This window comes from Amphritea sp. 1_MG-2023 (assembly GCF_030547545.1).
GTDB lineage: Bacteria > Pseudomonadota > Gammaproteobacteria > Pseudomonadales > Balneatricaceae > Amphritea.
This window is the reverse complement of record NZ_JAUOQE010000012.1, coordinates 1-18,828: the sequence shown is the minus strand read 5'-3', so window position 1 is coordinate 18,828 and position 18,828 is coordinate 1. Positions and strand designations below refer to the sequence as shown.

General features: G+C 46.1%; 13 protein-coding genes and 2 pseudogenes. 10 read left to right on the top strand and 5 right to left on the bottom strand.

Annotated elements, in window-relative coordinates:
- Positions 1 to 67: 67 nt before the first annotated feature.
- The gene (locus Q4488_RS18840; RefSeq protein ID WP_368411569.1) at positions 68 to 412 is read right to left on the bottom strand and encodes a TetR family transcriptional regulator C-terminal domain-containing protein; all 345 of its coding nucleotides are present in this window, start codon (positions 410 to 412) and stop codon (positions 68 to 70) included.
- Positions 405 to 1,370 carry an IS5 family transposase gene (locus Q4488_RS08400; protein ID WP_303580028.1) on the bottom strand — a complete coding sequence of 322 codons (966 nt, stop codon included), beginning with the start codon at positions 1,368 to 1,370 and terminating at the stop codon, positions 405 to 407. Before Q4488_RS08400 ends, Q4488_RS18840 begins: the two co-directional genes overlap by 8 nt.
- 229 nt (positions 1,371 to 1,599) lie before the next feature.
- Here Q4488_RS08400 and Q4488_RS08395 point away from each other — a divergent pair, with 229 nt between their 5' ends.
- The 6 genes from Q4488_RS08395 to Q4488_RS08370 all read left to right on the top strand — a co-directional run bounded on the left by Q4488_RS08395 (position 1,600) and on the right by Q4488_RS08370 (position 8,435).
- Positions 1,600 to 2,349, top strand: coding sequence for a TorF family putative porin (locus Q4488_RS08395; protein ID WP_303580027.1), 750 nt, complete (start codon positions 1,600 to 1,602; stop codon positions 2,347 to 2,349).
- 120 nt (positions 2,350 to 2,469) lie between these two features.
- Positions 2,470 to 3,576 (top strand): polyamine ABC transporter substrate-binding protein, encoded by a 1,107-nt coding sequence (locus tag Q4488_RS08390; RefSeq protein ID WP_303580026.1) that lies wholly within the window; start codon positions 2,470 to 2,472, stop codon positions 3,574 to 3,576.
- 83 nt (positions 3,577 to 3,659) lie between these two features.
- Positions 3,660 to 4,811, top strand: coding sequence for an ABC transporter ATP-binding protein (locus Q4488_RS08385; RefSeq protein WP_303580025.1), 1,152 nt, complete (start codon positions 3,660 to 3,662; stop codon positions 4,809 to 4,811).
- A gap of 12 nt (positions 4,812 to 4,823) precedes the next feature.
- Positions 4,824 to 5,795 carry an ABC transporter permease subunit gene (locus tag Q4488_RS08380; protein ID WP_303580024.1) on the top strand — a complete coding sequence of 324 codons (972 nt, stop codon included), beginning with the start codon at positions 4,824 to 4,826 and terminating at the stop codon, positions 5,793 to 5,795.
- Positions 5,795 to 6,595, top strand: coding sequence for an ABC transporter permease subunit (locus tag Q4488_RS08375; RefSeq protein WP_303580023.1), 801 nt, complete (start codon positions 5,795 to 5,797; stop codon positions 6,593 to 6,595). The genes Q4488_RS08380 and Q4488_RS08375 overlap by 1 nt, the downstream gene beginning before the upstream one ends.
- A gap of 421 nt (positions 6,596 to 7,016) precedes the next feature.
- Positions 7,017 to 8,435, top strand: a complete 1,419-nt coding sequence (locus Q4488_RS08370) for an aldehyde dehydrogenase family protein (protein WP_303580022.1) — start codon at positions 7,017 to 7,019, stop codon at positions 8,433 to 8,435.
- Between the two features lie 294 nt (positions 8,436 to 8,729).
- Here Q4488_RS08370 and Q4488_RS08365 read toward each other — a convergent pair whose 3' ends face one another.
- Together Q4488_RS08365 and Q4488_RS08360 are read right to left on the bottom strand one after the other, a co-directional pair.
- Positions 8,730 to 9,590 carry a response regulator transcription factor gene (locus Q4488_RS08365; protein WP_303580021.1) on the bottom strand — a complete coding sequence of 287 codons (861 nt, stop codon included), beginning with the start codon at positions 9,588 to 9,590 and terminating at the stop codon, positions 8,730 to 8,732.
- Between the two features lie 150 nt (positions 9,591 to 9,740).
- Positions 9,741 to 11,888 carry a methyl-accepting chemotaxis protein gene (locus Q4488_RS08360; RefSeq protein ID WP_303580063.1) on the bottom strand — a complete coding sequence of 716 codons (2,148 nt, stop codon included), beginning with the start codon at positions 11,886 to 11,888 and terminating at the stop codon, positions 9,741 to 9,743.
- A gap of 175 nt (positions 11,889 to 12,063) precedes the next feature.
- Here Q4488_RS08360 and Q4488_RS08355 point away from each other — a divergent pair, with 175 nt between their 5' ends.
- From Q4488_RS08355 to Q4488_RS08340, 4 genes and pseudogenes are all read left to right on the top strand, one after another.
- Positions 12,064 to 13,485, top strand: coding sequence for an aminotransferase (locus tag Q4488_RS08355; RefSeq protein ID WP_303580020.1), 1,422 nt, complete (start codon positions 12,064 to 12,066; stop codon positions 13,483 to 13,485).
- Between the two features lie 164 nt (positions 13,486 to 13,649).
- Positions 13,650 to 14,594, top strand: coding sequence for an agmatinase (gene speB, locus Q4488_RS08350; RefSeq protein ID WP_303580019.1), 945 nt, complete (start codon positions 13,650 to 13,652; stop codon positions 14,592 to 14,594).
- Between the two features lie 59 nt (positions 14,595 to 14,653).
- Complete coding sequence (locus Q4488_RS08345) at positions 14,654 to 16,060, top strand: APC family permease (protein WP_303580018.1); 1,407 nt, start codon at positions 14,654 to 14,656, stop codon at positions 16,058 to 16,060.
- Positions 16,061 to 16,280: 220 nt separating this feature from the next.
- A pseudogene (locus tag Q4488_RS08340) lies at positions 16,281 to 17,315 on the top strand (IS110 family transposase).
- A 342-nt stretch (positions 17,316 to 17,657) separates the two neighbouring features.
- Here the strand turns inward: Q4488_RS08340 and Q4488_RS08335 are convergent.
- Positions 17,658 to 18,098 (bottom strand): annotated as a pseudogene (locus tag Q4488_RS08335) (GNAT family N-acetyltransferase); the annotation flags it as partial.
- Positions 18,099 to 18,828: the final 730 nt, after the last annotated feature.

Below are 18,828 nucleotides of genomic sequence, written 5' to 3'. Positions count from 1 at the left end.
TTGTACCGCCTCTAAGAGTCAACGATAGGCATTTTGAAACACGATATTGCATATGTTGTTATAAAAATTAAGTAGAAGCCCATTTAGAGTTTTTCTCGGCTATTAGTAGTTGATTATCCACAAATTTTATTAGTTGATTCTTAGATTCTTCAAGCGAGAAATCATCTTGCTGCATGGCACAATGCACCCAGATTCCTTCGAGAAAAAATGAAATTGCACGATATACATCCTGTGCATACAGGTCTGGAAGCAGGAGGCGTAATTCATACATAATGTTACTGAATTGGCGCCGATTTATTATTCGAATAATACGCTCCCTCTGTGTACATGAAAATGAGCCTGATATCAAAGTAAGCCATGATTGTGCAGTACCCACGGTTAACACATCTGAAGATAGATTTGTCCTACGCACGTAGCACCTGACCCACTCTGACGATATTGGCTAGAGCAAAAAGCGTCGGCAGCTTGCTGTCGTTTTTCATCAGCCCACGGTATCGCGCCTTGGTAAACCCGAACTGACATTTTATGATTCTGAATGGATGCTCGACCTTGGCTCTAATACTGGCCTTCATATATTCGATGTTTATCGGAACTTTGTTGATTCTCGGGTGTTTCTTAAGAGCCCTGACTTTTCCTTGCCGCTCCGCAATATGCCAGTCAACGGCTTTGTCTTTTAGGTTGTCCCGCTTATCGATGCCTCGGTAGCCCGCATCAGCGAATACGAACTGCTCATCACCATGCAGTAATCGGTCTGCTTGGTTCAAATCATGTTCATTGGCAGCAGTGGTTTCAAGACTGTGCGTCAGACCTGTTCTGGCATCAACGCCAATGTGAGCTTTCATGCCGAAAAACCAGAGATTACCCTTCTTCGTCTGGTGCATCTCCGGATCACGCTCACCCGCCTTGTTCTTCGTTGAGCTGGGAGCTTCAATAATGGTGGAGTCCATTAGGGTGCCTTCCTTGACCAACACACCGGCCTCAGTCAGCCAGTTGTTTACTCCCTCGAAGATCTGCCGGCCAAGTCCATTGCGTTCCAGTAGATGCCTGAAGTTCATAATCGTCGTGTGATCAGGGATTGGTTTATCGAGCGAGAGACTCGTAAATATCCGTATCGATGCAATTTCATAAAGAGCATCTTCCATTGCCCGATCACTCAGGCTGTACCACTGTTGTAGACAGTGAATGCGCAGCATCGTCATCAGTGGGTAAGGCCGTCGACCGTTACCCAGTTTGGGATAATAGGGTTCAATGACGGCTTCTATCCGTTGCCAAGGAACCAGCGTTTCCATCCGTGCCAGAAACTTTTCCTTCCGGGTTTGGTAGCGCTTCTGTCGATACTCGCAATCGGCAAAGCTGAGCTGATTTTCCATGTGCTGATCCTGGCTGACGCTATGGCGGGTATTATCTCATACGGAGGGACTTTTTCGCATGTTCCCTAGCTATTAATAATCCTACAGCTCCGAAACAGACTAATTAAAAGTCATAAAACGATTTATCCACATTACCGCAAGTCATTCCTCCCCCCGTTTGGGGGGTACCTAAAAGGTAGCATTCATTGAATAGTAAATATGGATCTCAACATCCCCTTCAAAAAAATAAATGCAAACTGAAAAAGAAGGACTTCATACGATGAAGAAGCTGTTAACCAACGCGGTGCTTGTTGCATCACTTATTTCCGCGACATCAGCACAGGCTGAATTCAGCGGAGAAATCTCCCTGACTAACGATTACCGTTTCCGCGGTGTTTCACAGAGCGGCGAAGAAGCTGCTATTCAGGGCGGCATTTCATACTTTCATGACTCTGGCTTCTATGCCGGTTGGTGGGGCAGCAGCGTAGATTACTATGCAGCGGGTGACTCACTGGACAACAATGAAAGCTTCGAAAGCGATTACTACATTGGCTACTACGGTGAGCTGAATGAAAACCTAACCTACGACGCTACCCTGTATCATTACACCTATCCAGGTTCTGCAACTGATGTTGACTATAGCGAAATCAATGTAGGAGTTAACTACAAAGCGCTACGCGTCTCTTACTGGCACGCAAACGATTACTTCAATATGGGAGATTATTACAGCTACATTGAAGCGGATTACACCTTTGAACTACCTAATGAGTTTGGTCTGACTCTGCATGCTGGTCATTCATTTGGCGGGATCTTTGATGATCCGAATAACCTATGGCTAGAAGAGTACACCGATTACTCCGTCACGCTGAACAAGAGTGTTGCTGGCTTGGACCTGTCTCTGGCCTATATGGATACCGATATTGATGATCTTTATTCGGTAAAAAAAGATTATTTTGCCAACTCTGACGCTGTTGTATTCAGCGTAAGTAAGAGCTTCTGATATCTAAGCCTGCCCCTTTCGGGCAGGCTTTTTTATTACAGTAATAATCAACGTAACCCAGCTCGACAAAAACGTTTTCAAATTAACACTCCAAAATTAAAATATCAGGAGCGTCAAGTCATGAAACATAAGACATCTACGACAGTTAAATCTGTTCTTCTTAGCACAGCCCTATTCAGCAGTTCTTTAATGGCTGCTTCGGACGAAAATACTTTACACATTTATAACTGGTCAGATTATATCGCTGAAGACACTATCGCGAAGTTTGAACAAAAAACAGGAATTAAGGTTGTTTATGACACTTTTGATTCTTATGAATCTGTTGAGGCAAAACTGCTGGCTGGTAAATCTGGTTACGACCTCGTGATGTTTGACTCTTCTTTGTCACCACGACTAATTAAAGCCGAAATTTTCAAACAACTGGATAAATCCAAACTTCCGGGCTGGTCAAACCTTGATACAGCTGTTCTGAGCAAGCTTGAAAGCTATGATCCTGGGTTGAAATACACTCTGCCTTATACCTGGGGCACCGTTGGCTTTACCTATAACGTCGATATGATTAACGAAAGAATGGCTGATGCGCCAGTTGATTCACTCGACATGCTATTTAAGCCCGAGGTTATATCTAAGTTTGCAGACTGCGGCGTGACCGTTGTCGATGTTTCATCAGACATGGTGCCTGCTGCACTGTCCTATTTAGGCTTGGATCCAAACAGTAATAAGAAATCGGATATCAAAGCGGTAGAGGAACTCTTTTCCAATATTCGCCCCTACATTAAAAAGTTTGATTCCACCGGATATCTAAGCGCTCTGCCAAATAGAGAGAATTGCTTGTCGGTTACCTGGTCAGGAGATTATGCAGTCGCTTCTATGCGTGCTGCAGAAGCAGGATCAAATGTTAACCTGAAATACACCATTCCTAAGGAAGGTGTACCGATCTGGTTTGATTCGCTTTACATCCCCTCAGATTCAGAAAATGTCGATGCTGCTCATCAGTTTATGGCATTCCTGCTACAACCAGAAATCATTGCTGATGTAACTAACTATATTGGCTATGCCAACGCTAACCAAAAGTCGACTGAACTAATTGATGCTTCTATATCCAGCGATCCTGGCATTTATCCTGATGAGGACACCCTGAATCAACTGATCAGTAAAGCACCTAAAGATAGCAAAAGCGTTCGACAAATCACTAAGGCCTGGAGCCGAATAAAAACAGGCCGTTAATACACCACCGCAATATAACGGGCGTATAACATATACGCCCGTGTTTTAAAAAACCTGAGTCCAGGTTTAGGAAGTGATTTCGCATGAATAAGAAAGTTGAAAATTTATCTGCCAGCAAAAACATTGAAAACTTTGATAAAGAAAAACCGATCATAGAGTTTCGTAATGTAAACAAAAAGTTCGGAGACTTCACAGCGGTTAATAACGTCGATCTGAAAATCTATAAGGGAGAGTTGTTTTCTCTGCTGGGTGGATCAGGGTGCGGAAAAACAACTTTATTACGCATGTTATCTGGATTTGAAAACCCTTCCTCTGGGCGAATCATATTAGACGGGGTGGATGTCACCGACCTCCCCCCTTACGAACGTCCCGTCAATATGATGTTCCAGTCTTACGCACTGTTCCCTCACATGACAGTAGCTAAGAACATTGCCTATGGACTGGAGCGCGATGGTTTACCTAAGCAAGAGATCCAGTCTCGCGTACAGGAAATGTTAGGACTGGTTCAGTTGGAGCAATTCTCTGATCGCAAACCGCATCAATTGTCGGGCGGACAGCGACAGAGGGTTGCATTGGCTCGAGCACTGGCCAAGCATCCAAAGGTATTGCTACTGGATGAACCGCTGGGGGCACTAGATAAAAAATTGCGCGAAGAGACACAATTTGAACTGATGAACATACAACAATCTTTGGGCACCACTTTTGTCGTTGTTACTCACGATCAGGAAGAGGCAATGACACTATCATCACGCATGGCGGTGATGAATTCAGGCCAGATTATTCAGAAAGGGACACCCAGAGAAGTCTATGAATTTCCTAAAAACCGACACATTGCCGAGTTTGTTGGTTCGATTAATATTTTCGATGCGACTGTAGACAAGCGTCAGGGCGATAAAATATTTGTGACAAGCCCAGAACTAAACAGCCAACTGGAATTTGTAAACGCACAATTTCCCGCAAAAAACGGTAATGAAGTTTCGATCGCCATTCGCCCGGAAAAGCTTAAAATCAAACGTGAAGCTAGTAACGAAGCCGGAATAATATCCGTTCCGGCGACAGTAAAAGGCATCGGTTATCTGGGTAATCAATCAACCTTCCAGGCTGAGCTGGATAGCGGCAAATCTGTCAAAGTAATGGTGCAGAATATGCGGCACTCATCAGACCGCAGCATTAATATTGGCGACGCTGTATATATTTCCTGGCACCAGCAGACAGCACTGCTACTGGCTGAATAGTGGAGACGTATAATGGGTATTCCTGAAAAACAAGACCATTTCCGGACTGCAAACAAATCACGGATTAGCACCCTGGTTCGAAATATTCTGCCGGCAAAAAAAGCTGACGAAATCGGTAAGAAAACAATTCTAGCTGTACCTTATCTATGGCTAAGCGTTTTTTTTCTGGTGCCGTTCTTTATTATTTTTCAAATAAGCTTTACTGAAGCGATCATTGCCCGGCCACCTTATACATCACTGGTTGAGATAGAAGAGGGACTGATTCAGATCAGACTGGTAACCGAAAGCTATCTGATGCTATTTGAAGATGATATTTACTGGAAGTCCTATCTGAATTCAGCATGGATTGCAGCCACATCGACCTTAATCTGCTTTCTAATCGGCTATCCGATGGCCTATGGTATCGCCAGAGCTCCTGCCCATACTCGCCGCAGGCTGTTGCTGTTTATCATTCTGCCATTCTGGACAGCCTTTATTCTAAGAGTTTATGCATGGGTCGGCATACTCAACAATAACGGTATCCTTAACAACATTCTGCAATGGCTGGGGCTAACGGACACCCCTATCCAGTTTCTGTATACCGACTTTGCGATCTATATTGGTATCGTCTATACCTATCTGCCATTTATGATTTTGCCGATCTATACCACTCTAGAGAAGATGGATCTGTCCTTAATGGAAGCATCCAGTGACTTGGGCGGACGGCCCGTTACAACATTCATGCGCATAACACTGCCCCTGTCAGTTCCAGGCATAATTGCCGGATCGATGCTGGTCTTTATCCCTGCACTGGGTGAATTCGTTATCCCGGCATTGCTTGGTGGCGATGACAGCCTGATGATCGGACGTGTGCTATTCGATGAGTTCTTCCTTAACCGGGACTGGCCTATGGCTTCCACTGTCGCTGTGGCGATGCTTATATTCCTGGTCGCACCAATCGTGCTGTTCAACCACTTTCAGTCTAAAGAGATGGAGGCAAAATAATGGCTAAAAGAAGCTCAACATTTGTTCTGTCGGCCATGTGCTTTGGCTATGCCTTTTTATATATACCAATCTTTCTGCTGATCGCTTACTCGTTTAATGATTCAAAGCTGGCGACGGTGTGGGGCGGGTTCTCAACCCGCTGGTATGTTGAACTGTTTCAGAATGAACAGATAATGGCAGCAGCCTGGCTAAGCCTTAAAATTGCCTTTTTAACCGCCACCTTTGCTGTCATATTAGGCACTATGGCGGGTATCGCTATTATCCGCTATGGCCGCTTTAAGGGACGTATGCTGTTTACCGGCATGATTACCGCACCGATGGTGATGCCCGAAGTCATCACCGGCCTTTCCCTGCTGTTACTGTTCGTATCGATGGAATCTCTACTTGGCTGGCCTGCTGAACGTGGCACTACGACAATCATCATTGCCCATGTGACCTTTGCAATGGCTTATGTGACAGTAGTTGTTCAGTCTCGCCTAGCTAGTATCGATCAATCCATCGAAGAGGCTGCTATGGATCTGGGTTGCCGACCACTTCGGATACTGTACGACATCACCCTGCCAATGATCCTGCCCGCGATAATATCAGGCTGGCTACTGGCCTTTACCCTGTCACTGGATGACCTGGTAATTGCCACCTTTGTTACCGGCCCTGGCGCAAGTACCCTGCCGATGGTGATTTTTTCAAAGATCAAACTGGGCATCAGTCCGGATATCAATGCCCTTGCTACGATTGTTATCTTCCTGGTTTTTACCGGCGTATTGGCATCAAGCTGGATAAACCGAAAGACATCAAACTAAGACAGGCCAGGCAGCATAGCCTGGGTTCTCAGGGTATGTATAACCGGCGCTCACCTGAGCGCCGTTTTTTACGTTATAACAGGCAATTATGTTTATTATTTTTTTTAGTTTTCTAATAGCCTCTCAGGAAAATTGCCACTTCACTTTCTGGCTCTCCCTATAGCCAACAACAGGCTGCACTAGGACTTTAAGCAACTCAGGCAGATCACTCCCGACATCCAGCTTGAATCGCAACTTTTAACAGCAGCCCCACCACATATACCAGTACGATCACAAGCCCAGACTAGCTGTGAAATAGACGATCAGAAGCAAAACCGTTTAGCTACCACAAATGGGGGGAGGCCCGCTCTCTATACGATGGATATGATGAGTTTAATACGTAATTACTGCTAAACACCCGGCTACAAACAGGACGATAATAATGAAAGTATATAACCAATTGTACATCGATGGATGCTGGAGCTCAGCAACCAACGATACACTGATCGACGTTATCAATCCGGCAACAGAAACACTAGCAGGACAGGCAGTACTCGCCGATGCAAGTGATGTAAATCGGGCCATAAATGCCGCACAAAAAGCCTTTATCTCCTGGTCACAAACTAGTGCGGAGGAGCGCGCTGGCTATATTACCGCTATAGCTGACCGTTTACGTGAACGCAGTGAGGAAATGGTTGCCACCATCACCTCAGAAATGGGCGCGCCTTTGAACTTTTGTCGTGATGTTCAGGTGCTTGACCCGATTGATGCGCTTTACAAACATGCTGAACATACCATACTCCTCGATCAGGAAAAACTAATCGGTAATTCAAAAGTAATCAATGAACCCATTGGTGTCTGCGCCCTGATTACGCCATGGAACTATCCTCTACATCAATTGATCGGTAAGGTAGCACCAGCACTAGCTGCGGGTTGCACTATGGTCCTAAAGCCAAGCGAAATCACCCCTTTACACGCGTTCCTACTGGCAGAAATAATCGATGAAGCAGGTCTTCCTGCAGGAGTTTTCAACCTGGTCAACGGTAACGGTCCAAAAGTTGGCGAACCACTCTGCACTCATCCGCAAGTAGATCTAATCTCCTTCACCGGTTCCACCTTAGCAGGGGTGAGAATTTCCCAGCTAGCAGCTCCTGCGATAAAACGAGTTTGCCTTGAATTAGGCGGTAAATCGCCTTTCCTAATAGGCGAGGATGCTGATCTAGAGGTAGCAGTAAAGCTTGGCGTTGACGATGTCATGTACAACAGCGGTCAAACCTGCACAGCACTTACTCGTATGCTGATACCTGCCAAACGCTATGAGGAAGCCGTTGCTATCGCTAAATCACATGTTGAAAACATCAACGTAGGCGATCCTCAGGATGAAGAAACTTTTATGGGGCCAATGGCTTCGTTAGCCCAACTAGAAACAGTATTGATGTACATTGAAAAAGGAATAAGTGAAGGCGCCAGACTGGTAACAGGAGGACTGGACAAACCCGTCGGGCTGCAGACTGGATATTACATCCAACCGACTATTTTTGCCGACGTAACCAACGATATGACAATTGCTAGGGAAGAGATCTTTGGTCCCGTGCTTTGCATGATTCCCTATAGCGATGAGGAAGAAGCGATAAATATTGCTAATGACACTCCTTATGGGCTATCAGCAAGGGTATGGTGCGAAGACAAACAACACGCTGAAGCCTTGGCCCGCCGTATTCAGGCTGGTCAAGTCTATATCAACGATGCCTTATGGAACAATGCGGCACCATTCGGTGGCTACAAACAATCCGGAAATGGCCGGGAACTAGGATACATAGGGGTAGAAGAGTACTTCGAAACTAAATCCATGCTCCGCTGAAACTATTCATCTCCTTCACTATCGCATTCGCGATGCCTGCGCTCCCGCGCTTTTTGGCGGGCCTTTGGCCCGCCTTTTTTCATTTCGTATTCTATGAAAAAAACTGTTTCAGACCCTGAAGCTGTAATACTAAAAAACATTACAGAATACCTAGATCAGCTATCTCAACTAATAAATGCAGTGAGCAATAACAGAAAAAAAACTGTTTTGCCTATAAGTTATCACTTCACTCACAAAGTACGGAGATATCAAACAAATTTACCTTTTTAGTTGATCTAGTTTGAGTTTGTACAACTATGTTTTGCTATTCAGAAGATTCTCCATCGGATCCTCACTACTGCCCTCGCTGAACTGCGAAATTGCATCGATGAATAGCGAAAACAACTCGGATTGCGAACTTACACACAACTTGCGGTACAGATTTTTACGGTGCTCACGCACCGTATCAGGTGAAATATCAAGCTCCCGTGCGGCAGATTTGGATGAATGGCCACGCAAAATCAGGTGGGTAGTCTCAAGCTCCCGCTCAGTCAGAATCGATCGACCAAAATTCATGAATGCTGCATCCAGCGGTCGTGCCAGACTTTGTGCACCCGACTGCTGATCGGTTTCCTCAAAGCTAGTATCTCCCCAATGACGCAGGACTAGTTCGCGCACCAGAGGCTCTACTGCCCGCAGCTGGGAAAACTCTGTTTGCGAATAACGGTAGGCAGGATCTCCATGATATAAACAGACCGTTATCTTTCTGTTTTCACCAAGGTCAACAACAAAGTAGCAGTCTTCTACAGAGCCGGCTTTGATGTAGTAAGTCTTATAGTAATCACTGTTAAAAAAGTCATCCGGGGCAATTTCAGCCAGATGATAGAATCCCTGCTGTAATCCACCCGAAACAGCCAGGCAAAAAGGATCCAGCATATAACCTCGGGAAAAATAACGACTGACCAGCAGGTCTCTTTTCTCCAACGGAATACCATGATCAAACAACAGAACAGGAGAGCGATTCTTATACTCCAGGCTAATCATGGCTGCTTCACCTTGTACCAGAGTTTCTAGCGCCGAGATCAGGGCTACAGGAAACTGGTTGGTATTTAGATTTGCAACCGCCTGGGCAACTGCTTGGTGCCACTTCTGGAAGGAAGAAAGTGATACATCCATAGACTTTGTCCGGTCATTGCAGCTCAATCTGATTAGATCTAATCAGACAAAAGTAGCGATTATTAATAATATTCTGGTAATTGAATATCAGAACAAACTGTTTTTAGTATACAACCGAATTAACCAAGATGGGATGGCTCAGATCATTCTTCAGGTACGTAAACCCGACAGCAGCTGTTCTTGTCGGCTAGTTTCACGGTGCAACCGATCGCAATGTTCACTGACAATTTCGGCAGCTTCATCTAGCCCTCTGGCACCACTAGCTATATCGGATAGGCGATTATTAATTTCCTCATTCACGAGACTCTGCTGCTCAACTGCAGACGCCATCTGGGTGATATCATCTGCAACCCTGATAACAGAATTGACAGTCTGATTCATCGCCTCAAACGCTGTCGACGTCAGTTGATGGACCTGGTCCGCATTTTCAAAACTGTTCTGAATCAGCCCGCTGGTTTTATCAATCTCGCCCATCAAACCATGAATATTGTTGCTGATTTCGTCTACTGAGTTCCTGGTTTTCTGGGCCAGCATCCTGACCTCTTCTGCAACTACGGCAAAACCTCTGCCACTTTCACCCCCTCTCGAGGCCTCTATCGCCGCATTCAACGCCAGCAAATTGGTCTGTTCTGAAACATTACGAATCACATCAAGAATCATACTGATATCTTTACTCTGGCTGGCAACACGGTTAAACACCTCATGGGTGTGACTCATATCCTCAGTCAGCTCATGAATTTGCTGCTGGGCAGTAATAACCGTTTGCTGAGTAGACACCACAGCCTCTTTTACCTGCTGGCTATTATCGGCTGCGCGTTCTGCATTTTCAGCTAATTGGACTGAGGTTGAACTCATCTGCTGCATCGCACAAGCAACACTTTCGAGATTAGCTCTTTGCTCCGCCACTTGTTTATTTATTGTATCCATTTGTCCGGTAACCAGATCTGTACCGGCGGTGACATTGACATTAACCTGTTGCAATGCAACCACCATATTCCGTAATTTGACGATAAACCGATTAATCAGTTCCGACATCCGAATAAACTCAGCATGCTGACGCACATCCAACATCATATTCAGACTGCCTTCCTGATCAGATAGCGCCTCAACTTTATTATTAATCTGCCTGACTGGTCCGGTTGCACTTTTCACCAGCATCCAGATAAATAATCCTGCGAGTACCGTGATGGTTATCCCTAACAAAACATTATCAAAAGTGTTCTCCTGCTGAATAATTTCTATCTCCTGCTTTATCTGCTCAGCAGTTGCATAGATCTCTGCGACAGGAACTTCCAGCACCAGTGTCCAGGGTTGTTCAACATGAGAAATAGTCACCGGTTGAGTCAGCAGTAGCTGCTCCCCCAAATCCTCTATCCGGGCCTTGCCGTCAGAATTGCCCAGATAGTCGGTTATATTTTGGTCCACTTCAGCTAATCGCTTTGCAATCGCCTCCGGATAGTTACTGGAGCCAACAATCACCCCCGACCTGCTAACCAGCGTCACCCGGGTCTTCCCCTGATACAACCGCGCTGACAATTCAATGGTTAACGCCTGAAACTTTGGCAGGTTGATATCGACACCTACAACCCCCAGAAACTCTCCATCAACGACCATAGGCATAGTCAGTGACGTCAAGTAATCAGAGCGCCCCTCTTCATACTCATAAAAGTATGGTTCCAGCAGGCAGGCCGTAAGCCCTTCCATCGGGCATAGATACCACTCACCATCACGAAAACCAAACTCATTAAGCGACTGGCTATACCGCAGATCGTTGGTCGCCGCATCGTTTTCATACTGAATAATTTCATCCCTCTGGCGCACAAAGTACAATGAAAAAATACCCGTTTCAGGAATACTGTGACTAAAGCCCCTGGCATACAGATCATCGGAGCCATCAAAGGCATCCGCCTCAAAGTCCACATAAATAGAGTTAATCAGGGCATTATCCTCCAGTGCGGTTTTAGTAATTAACTCCACCTGGCGCCGCGACAAACGGTTGGAATACTCCCCCCGGATCGACTCTTCGAGCTGGCTGGCTACGAAAGATGAGGTCTGAAAAGCATTCTCCAGATAAGCGGCACTTTCTCCAGCCAGCTCTTTAGCCGCTGACTCCAGCCGATGTATTGCTTCCTTTTTCAGAGCTTTCTGACTTTGCTCCACGGAGAACTGATTCGTGACCTGCATGGTCTGATATGAACGATACAGCTGAAGCAAATTAGTTAATACGATCAGCGTTACGGAGATAAACAGAAATTTGCTGAAAAATGAAATTGTTTTCAATTTTCTTATTGCGATCATTCGCACAAGCCCTCTTTTTATAATTATGTCTGGTTAGCGCTATTCCTTAGTATCCAAATTCCCTTTAAGAACCAAGACATACGATTATATGGACAGAAGTTTCGCAACCCTCCCCCCCAAATGCGGTATGTGTAAGATTCCACTTGCTTGACACGATAGAGGGCAACAAGAACAAATGGAGATCACTATGGCTTCTTTTCCAAAAGAACACTTTTCTAAGTTTGATAATGCCGCAATCACTGAGTCCGATAAGGCTCACTATATGCATGCGTATCACTGTTTTGATGAACATAGAGCAGATGGCTCTCTTAACGTGGCGGCAGGTGAAGGAGCTTACATTTACGACGCTGAAGGCAACAAATACCTGGATGCTGTCGGTGGCATGTGGTGTACCAACATCGGGCTGGGCCGTGATGAAATGGCCGACACTATCGCAGAACAGGTGCGCAACTGTGCATACTCAAACCCATTTGCCGATATGGCGAACGTAACCGCCATCGAGCTGAGTAAGAAACTGGCAGAGCTGGCGCCTGGCGATCTTAATCATGTATTCCTGACAACGGGTGGTTCTACCGCTGTCGATACTGCATATCGAATGATTCAGTATTATCAGAACAGCCGCGGCAAGCACCAGAAGAAACATATTATCTCCCGGGTAAATGCATACCATGGGTCAACCTATGTTTCTATGTCGATCGGCGGCAAGAAATCTGACCACCCGGAAGAGTTCGATTATATTTCCGACACTATTCATCATATTTCCAGCCCTGGCTATTACCGTGCCCCTGAAGGCATGACCGAAGCGGATTTTCTTGAATCTCTGGTAAAGGAGTTCGAAGACAAGATTCTGGAGCTGGGAGCAGACAATGTCGCAGCTTTTTTTGCTGAGCCAATCATGGGTTCCGGCGGTGTAATTGTGCCACCTGAAGGCTATCACTACCGAATGTGGCAGATCTGTCAAAAATACGATCTGCTATATGTTTCCGATGAAGTGGTAACCTCCTTCGGCCGTCTAGGTAAGTTTTTTGCTTCAAAAGACCGATTTAATATCCAGCCGGATATCATCACAACCGCCAAGGGCTTAACCTCGGGCTATATGCCGCTAGGTGCCTGCATTCTATCCGATAAGATTTGGGATGTTATCGCCGAAGAAGGCAAGGGACGCTGTTTTGTTCATGGTTTCACTTACAGCGGCCATCCAGTCGCTTGTGCCGCAGCCCTGAAAAACATCGAAATTATTGAGCGTGAAAATATTCTAAGCCATGTCGAAGAGGTGGGTACCTACTTCATGGAACAACTGAAAACACTCTCAGACCTACCGATCGTTGGCGAAGTACGAGGTTCACACTTTATGGCTTGCGTGGAGTTTGTTGCCAGCCAGGAAACTAAAGCCTTATTCCCTGAAGAGCTCAACATAGGGGGTATCGTTCATGAGCACGCACAAAAGCGCGGTCTTATTGTCCGCCCAACTGTGCACCTAAATATCATGTCACCATCGTTGATTCTAACCCATGATCAGGTGGATGAGATCGTAAGCACACTGCGTCTAAGTATCGCTGATACCGTCGAAGACCTAGAAAAAGCCGGGCATATGTAATATGCCCTCCGGGAGCAAATCAAGATATTACTGCTCCCGGCCCTGTGTGCTTTTTCAATCTATCAGCTAACTGTAACCTCGGTCACAGTAGCTGATTCCTCCGCCACAGCAATTTCAGCCCCCTCTTGTAACAGCTGTTCCGAAAAGATTTCAAAGCGAGAGAAATGATGAACGATCACAATGATGTTTCCAGCGACGAGCAATCACTCTACGGCCTGCTTCCCACTTTTATGGGAGTCCCTCCGGTCCGCAATATAGAGCAGTCTGATGCAGATGTCGTGGTATCAGGTGTACCTTTCGACCTGGCAACATCCGGCCGCCCAGGAGCAAGACTCGGTCCTAAAGGAATTCGGTTGGCCTCAGCCAACCTGGCTTGGGAAGAATATCGCTGGCCCTGGCAGTTTGCGGTACAAGATGAACTGAAGGTCGCTGATTACGGTGATGTCTGGTTTAAATACGGCGAGCCTGCCATGCTGGTTGAAAATCTGACGGCTCACGCCCAGCGATTGCTGGAAAACGATAAAACCATGCTGACCTTTGGCGGCGATCACTTCATCACCCTGCCAGTGTTGCGAGCCCACGCCGAAAAACATGGGCCACTGTCCCTTATTCACTTCGATGCACACACCGATACCTATTCCGAAGGCGGTGCTATCGATCATGGAACTATGTTCCACCATGCAATGGTAGAAGGCCTGGTCAATCCTGAGTATTCAGTTCAGATTGGTATCCGCACCTCCTATGACGCAGAAAACCATAAATACAATGTTCTGGATGCCGCTTGGGTAGACCAGCACGGCGCAGAAGCAACGCTGGAACGGATCAGAGAAATTGTTGGCGACCGAAAAACCTACCTGACCTTCGATATCGACTGCCTGGACCCAGCCTTTGCACCTGGCACCGGTACCCCGGTATCCGGCGGCCTTAGCACTACCGCAGCGCTAAGAATAGTTCGCGGTATGGTAGGCATAGATCTTGTCGGTATGGATGTCGTGGAAGTATCCCCTTCATACGATCACGCAGAAGTCACAGCACTGGCAGGCGCCACCCTGGCACTAGAGATGCTCTATGTGCTAGCTGCAAACAAAAGACAAAAACAGTTGCCTTAACGCTGACCGAGCACTGCTTTATCAACTAATCTAAATTATAAGTATAAGAAGTACATATTATGCATCATAAATATAAAGTTCTCGGGTTCAAGGATGTAACCCTCTATACCGTTTCCGCCATGCTCTTCATGGATCAGATTGCACTGGCAGCTTCCCTCGGCGCCACTAGTATGTTCTGGTGGGGCTATGTGCTGATTTTCCTGTTTATCCCAATGGCAATGATCAGTTCCGAACTGGGTACCACCTATCCTAAAAATGGCGGGGTATACCAGTGGGTAAGAACCGCTTTCGGCTACCGCTGGGGAGCTCGAATTTCCTGGTTGTACTGGATCACCAACGCTACCTGGATGCCAACCGTATACATTCTCTTCGCCGGCATGCTCAGCGAGCTATTCTTTCCAGGACTCAGCCTCTGGCAACAGGTCTTTATCGGTATAGCCCTGAGTATCTTCACTGCCATCTTCAATATTGTTTCCCTGAAAATGGGTAAATGGCTACCTAACCTGGGCGCTGTGCTAAAAATAATCTGCGTACTGGCGATCGGTATTGCCGGCATCAATTATGGTATGGCCAACGGTTTTGCCAACGTGCTGACATGGGAAACCATGGTGCCGACTTCAGGGCTGGAGATTGCCGCCCTGGGCATTATGGTTTACGGCGTAATGGGAACAGAGCTGGCCTGTAGCAGTGCCGATGAAATGAAAAACCCGACTAGGGATATTCCACGGGCGATCCTGGCTTCCAGCCTGATCGTTGCAGCTTTCAACATCTTCGGTACTTTAGGCGTACTGGCGGCAGTACCTATCGAGCAGACCGAAATCACTCAGATCTTTGTCCACTCCCTGTACAATCTCTATGGTGATACCGGATTTGGTTATCTGTTTGCCACCCTAATCGCCTGCTTTGTGATCTTTACCCTGTTCACCAACATGGTTACCTGGAGCATGGGTACCAACCGTGCGGCGATAGAAGCAGCAGATGAGGGTGAATTACCACGGGTATTTGGTATCGTCCATTCTAAATACCAGACACCGTTAGGTTCAGCCCTGCTGGCGGCAGCAGTCAGCTCAGCTTCACTGCTGATTTACAGCCTGATGGCTAACACCGCTGAAGATCTGTTCTGGTCGTTGATGTCATTCAGCGCCATGATCTTCCTGATGCCATATGTTGCGATGGTACTGGCTTTCATCAAACTGCGCCTGACCGACAATACTGAACGACCATTCAGAATGCCTGTTTCAAATTCAGTAGCGGTAGTCATTGCCGGTTTCGTAGTACTGAATATCATCGGTGGTATTGTAATGTTTGTTTACATCCCTGGTGAGCCTATCGACTGGACATTTACCCTGCAGGTACTGGGTGGCATCGCGTCTTCACTGATCGTAGGCGAGCTGATTATCCGATATTGCGAAAAAAAGAAGAACACCATCACAAAGCATGAAGAAGCACTACAACCAAGTAATTAATCAGCTCAAAATAATGTTATGACTGAATAAAGAGAACCCAGCAGGTATAAGCTCGCCGTTCAGGATTGTTCGTCGAGTTTTTTTATGGGCGTAATGTTTGGGTTTGTAAGCTCGGTTTTATATAAGCCCGGGACTGGTTTCGACACAATGTATGGACTCCTCCCTCCCAGCGAGATACTAGGCTTAGTGTCGACCAAAACACTAAAAGAGGAATCCACACATAGCTAAAGTTAATACTATTGGCTTCGATCTGGCAAAGAATGTCATTCAGGTTTCTGTCGTATCGCCCTCAGGTAAAGAACTCCAGAATAAAGACCTGTCCCGTACCAAGTTCGCTGAATTTCTAATCAAACAGAAACCGTATCTGGTTGCTTTCGAAGCCTGTGCCAGCTCGCATTACTGAGCTAGATATGCACAGGAGCATGATCACCAGGCCAAGATCATCCCTGCTGTTGCAGTAGCTCCTTTTCGACAAGGGCACAAGACTGATGCTTTGGCGGTTGCCGAAACAGCAAGCCGTCTCAACATTAAAGAAGCCCCGCTGAAAAGTGTTGAACAGCAAGGTCTTCAATCCGTGCAACGTTCTCGTGAGCTGCTGGTACAAAACAGAGCAGCGCTATCGAATCATATTCTCGGTCTTTTGATGGAATTTGATGTTGTTATACCCAAAGGGTGGGCTGCTTTGCATCAACATATTTCTCTTGTACTGGAGGATGCAGAAAACGGTATTCCGCATATGTTTCGCCCTACGTTACATCGGATGTACCAACGGTATCTCCAGCTTAAAGAGGATATCAATTTCCTAAATGAACAGATCAAACAACTAGTTAAACAAAACGAAGCCTGCACCCGCTTACTGAATATTGAAGGTGTTGGCCCTATCAGCGCAGCTTTACTCTTTGCCACTTTGGGCACAGGAAAAGCATTCAAGAATGGCCGTGAGTTCTCTGCTTATATCAGCCTGACGCCCAAGCAATACAGCAGTGGCGGGAAGACCAATCTGATAGGTATCAGTCGACATATTGCCAATCACCGCTTGAGATCGGTCCTGACCCAAGGAGCAAGAGCCTATGTACATCGACTGAAAGAACCTCAGACACCGAAACAAAAGTGGCTTTAGTCACTGATTCAGCGGGCAGGATACGGAAAGGCCGCAGTTACTCTGGCCAACAAGAATGTCCGCACTGTCTGGGTGCTGCTAACCACAGGTTCAGAATACAATAGAGCAATATTAAGTGAGCCATCAGTAGCCTGAAGCCCGATAGCTCAGATAGAAATGTAACGAGTTCAGCAAGCAAGCCAGGATCAGATAGAGATATCCGCCCTGATTAAACCTGTTCCGCTTTGTGGCCCTAGAAGCCAACGACACGTAGAAGAATTGGGGTGCGCATACATAGTGGGCTAGAAGATAGCGTCTCCACCGAAAAGCCGAATGTACAGACGCGTCTTAACTCTGAAACAATGCTTCCTTGCTAAACAGGAGGAGTCCATATACAAAGCCGACCTCCAGCATGTACTTCTGAATTTTAGCAAAGGGCACAAAGCGAACCTTCGATTTTGATCGACATGATTTCTGCTAACAGCCATCTGACGTGTTTTATTTCAAACGTTTTTGGAAGCGACTAAGACGTTTTAGCTGGTTATAGCTGGTTATAGCTAAAGAATAGGCGAAAAAATCTTCATTAGTTCTCATATACCCTAGTTGCTCATAAAGCTTTTGGCCTGGGAGATTATCCTTGGCTGTGAGTAAATCAATACGAGCAGTCCCCGTTTCCCTGGCGTATTCATTCGCCTTCTTCATCAATGAGCGCCCAAGACCTAATTCGCGTGAACTAATATCTACATACAAATCATACAGAATATAGATTTTGACTGCTTCAACTGAACAGAATGAGGGGTAAAGCTGCGTAAATCCCATCTCTTTACCCTGATCATCTAGTGCTAAAAAGATCACTGATTCGTTATTAATCAGACGTTCTGTTATAAATTCAGTGGCAAGCTCGAGATCGGTTTCACAGTTATAAAACTGACGATATAGATCAAATAAGCGAGCAACTACCGCAACATGTGATAGATCAGCCTAGATTATTTTCATGGGCACCTCCCGTAAATTCTATCTTGAAAGAGCATGCAGTTATTTGGTTGGTAGATACAACATGCCAACTATTAGCTCATGCCTTGCCTCGTAGAGAATTTTCGACACAGATCGACCTGGAATCCCGCTTGGGGCGACAAGAATCCAGCTCTGCTATCAAGAAGATATCCCCTCAGGGTCGGTAAGAGCCAAGCCAGATACAAGTGCCGATGCCAGCTCTTGGCACTGAGCGGCCTCTGTAGAATACTTGCTAAACTTCTGAAAACAGCTAATAGTGTGGTTCGTACCTCACCAGCCCTTACAAAAATGTATGGTTCCCCTCATGATTGCAACATAGATTTGTGATCGTGAGGTGGTTTTGCGCTAATGTATTCGGAGTCTTAAGTTGGGAAGCTTTTATTCCCGCTCCACGATGAGCATCCACTCCAGATAGCCCTTAAAAAGCCGACAGCCTATAACAGCTGTTTTTTGTGACAAGTTTACTACCCAGACGGTCAACCGTTTTCATCATCACGCTCTATTATTGCAAACCGGATTAAACTTGCTGCGCTTGATAAGGCTCATTCTTACTTAAAATGGCATAGGCTATTCTCGACAGCTTATTCGCTAAGGCAATGCACACCGTATTGAATGATTTGTTTGCGCGTAGCTTTCTCAACCAGTCATACATCGG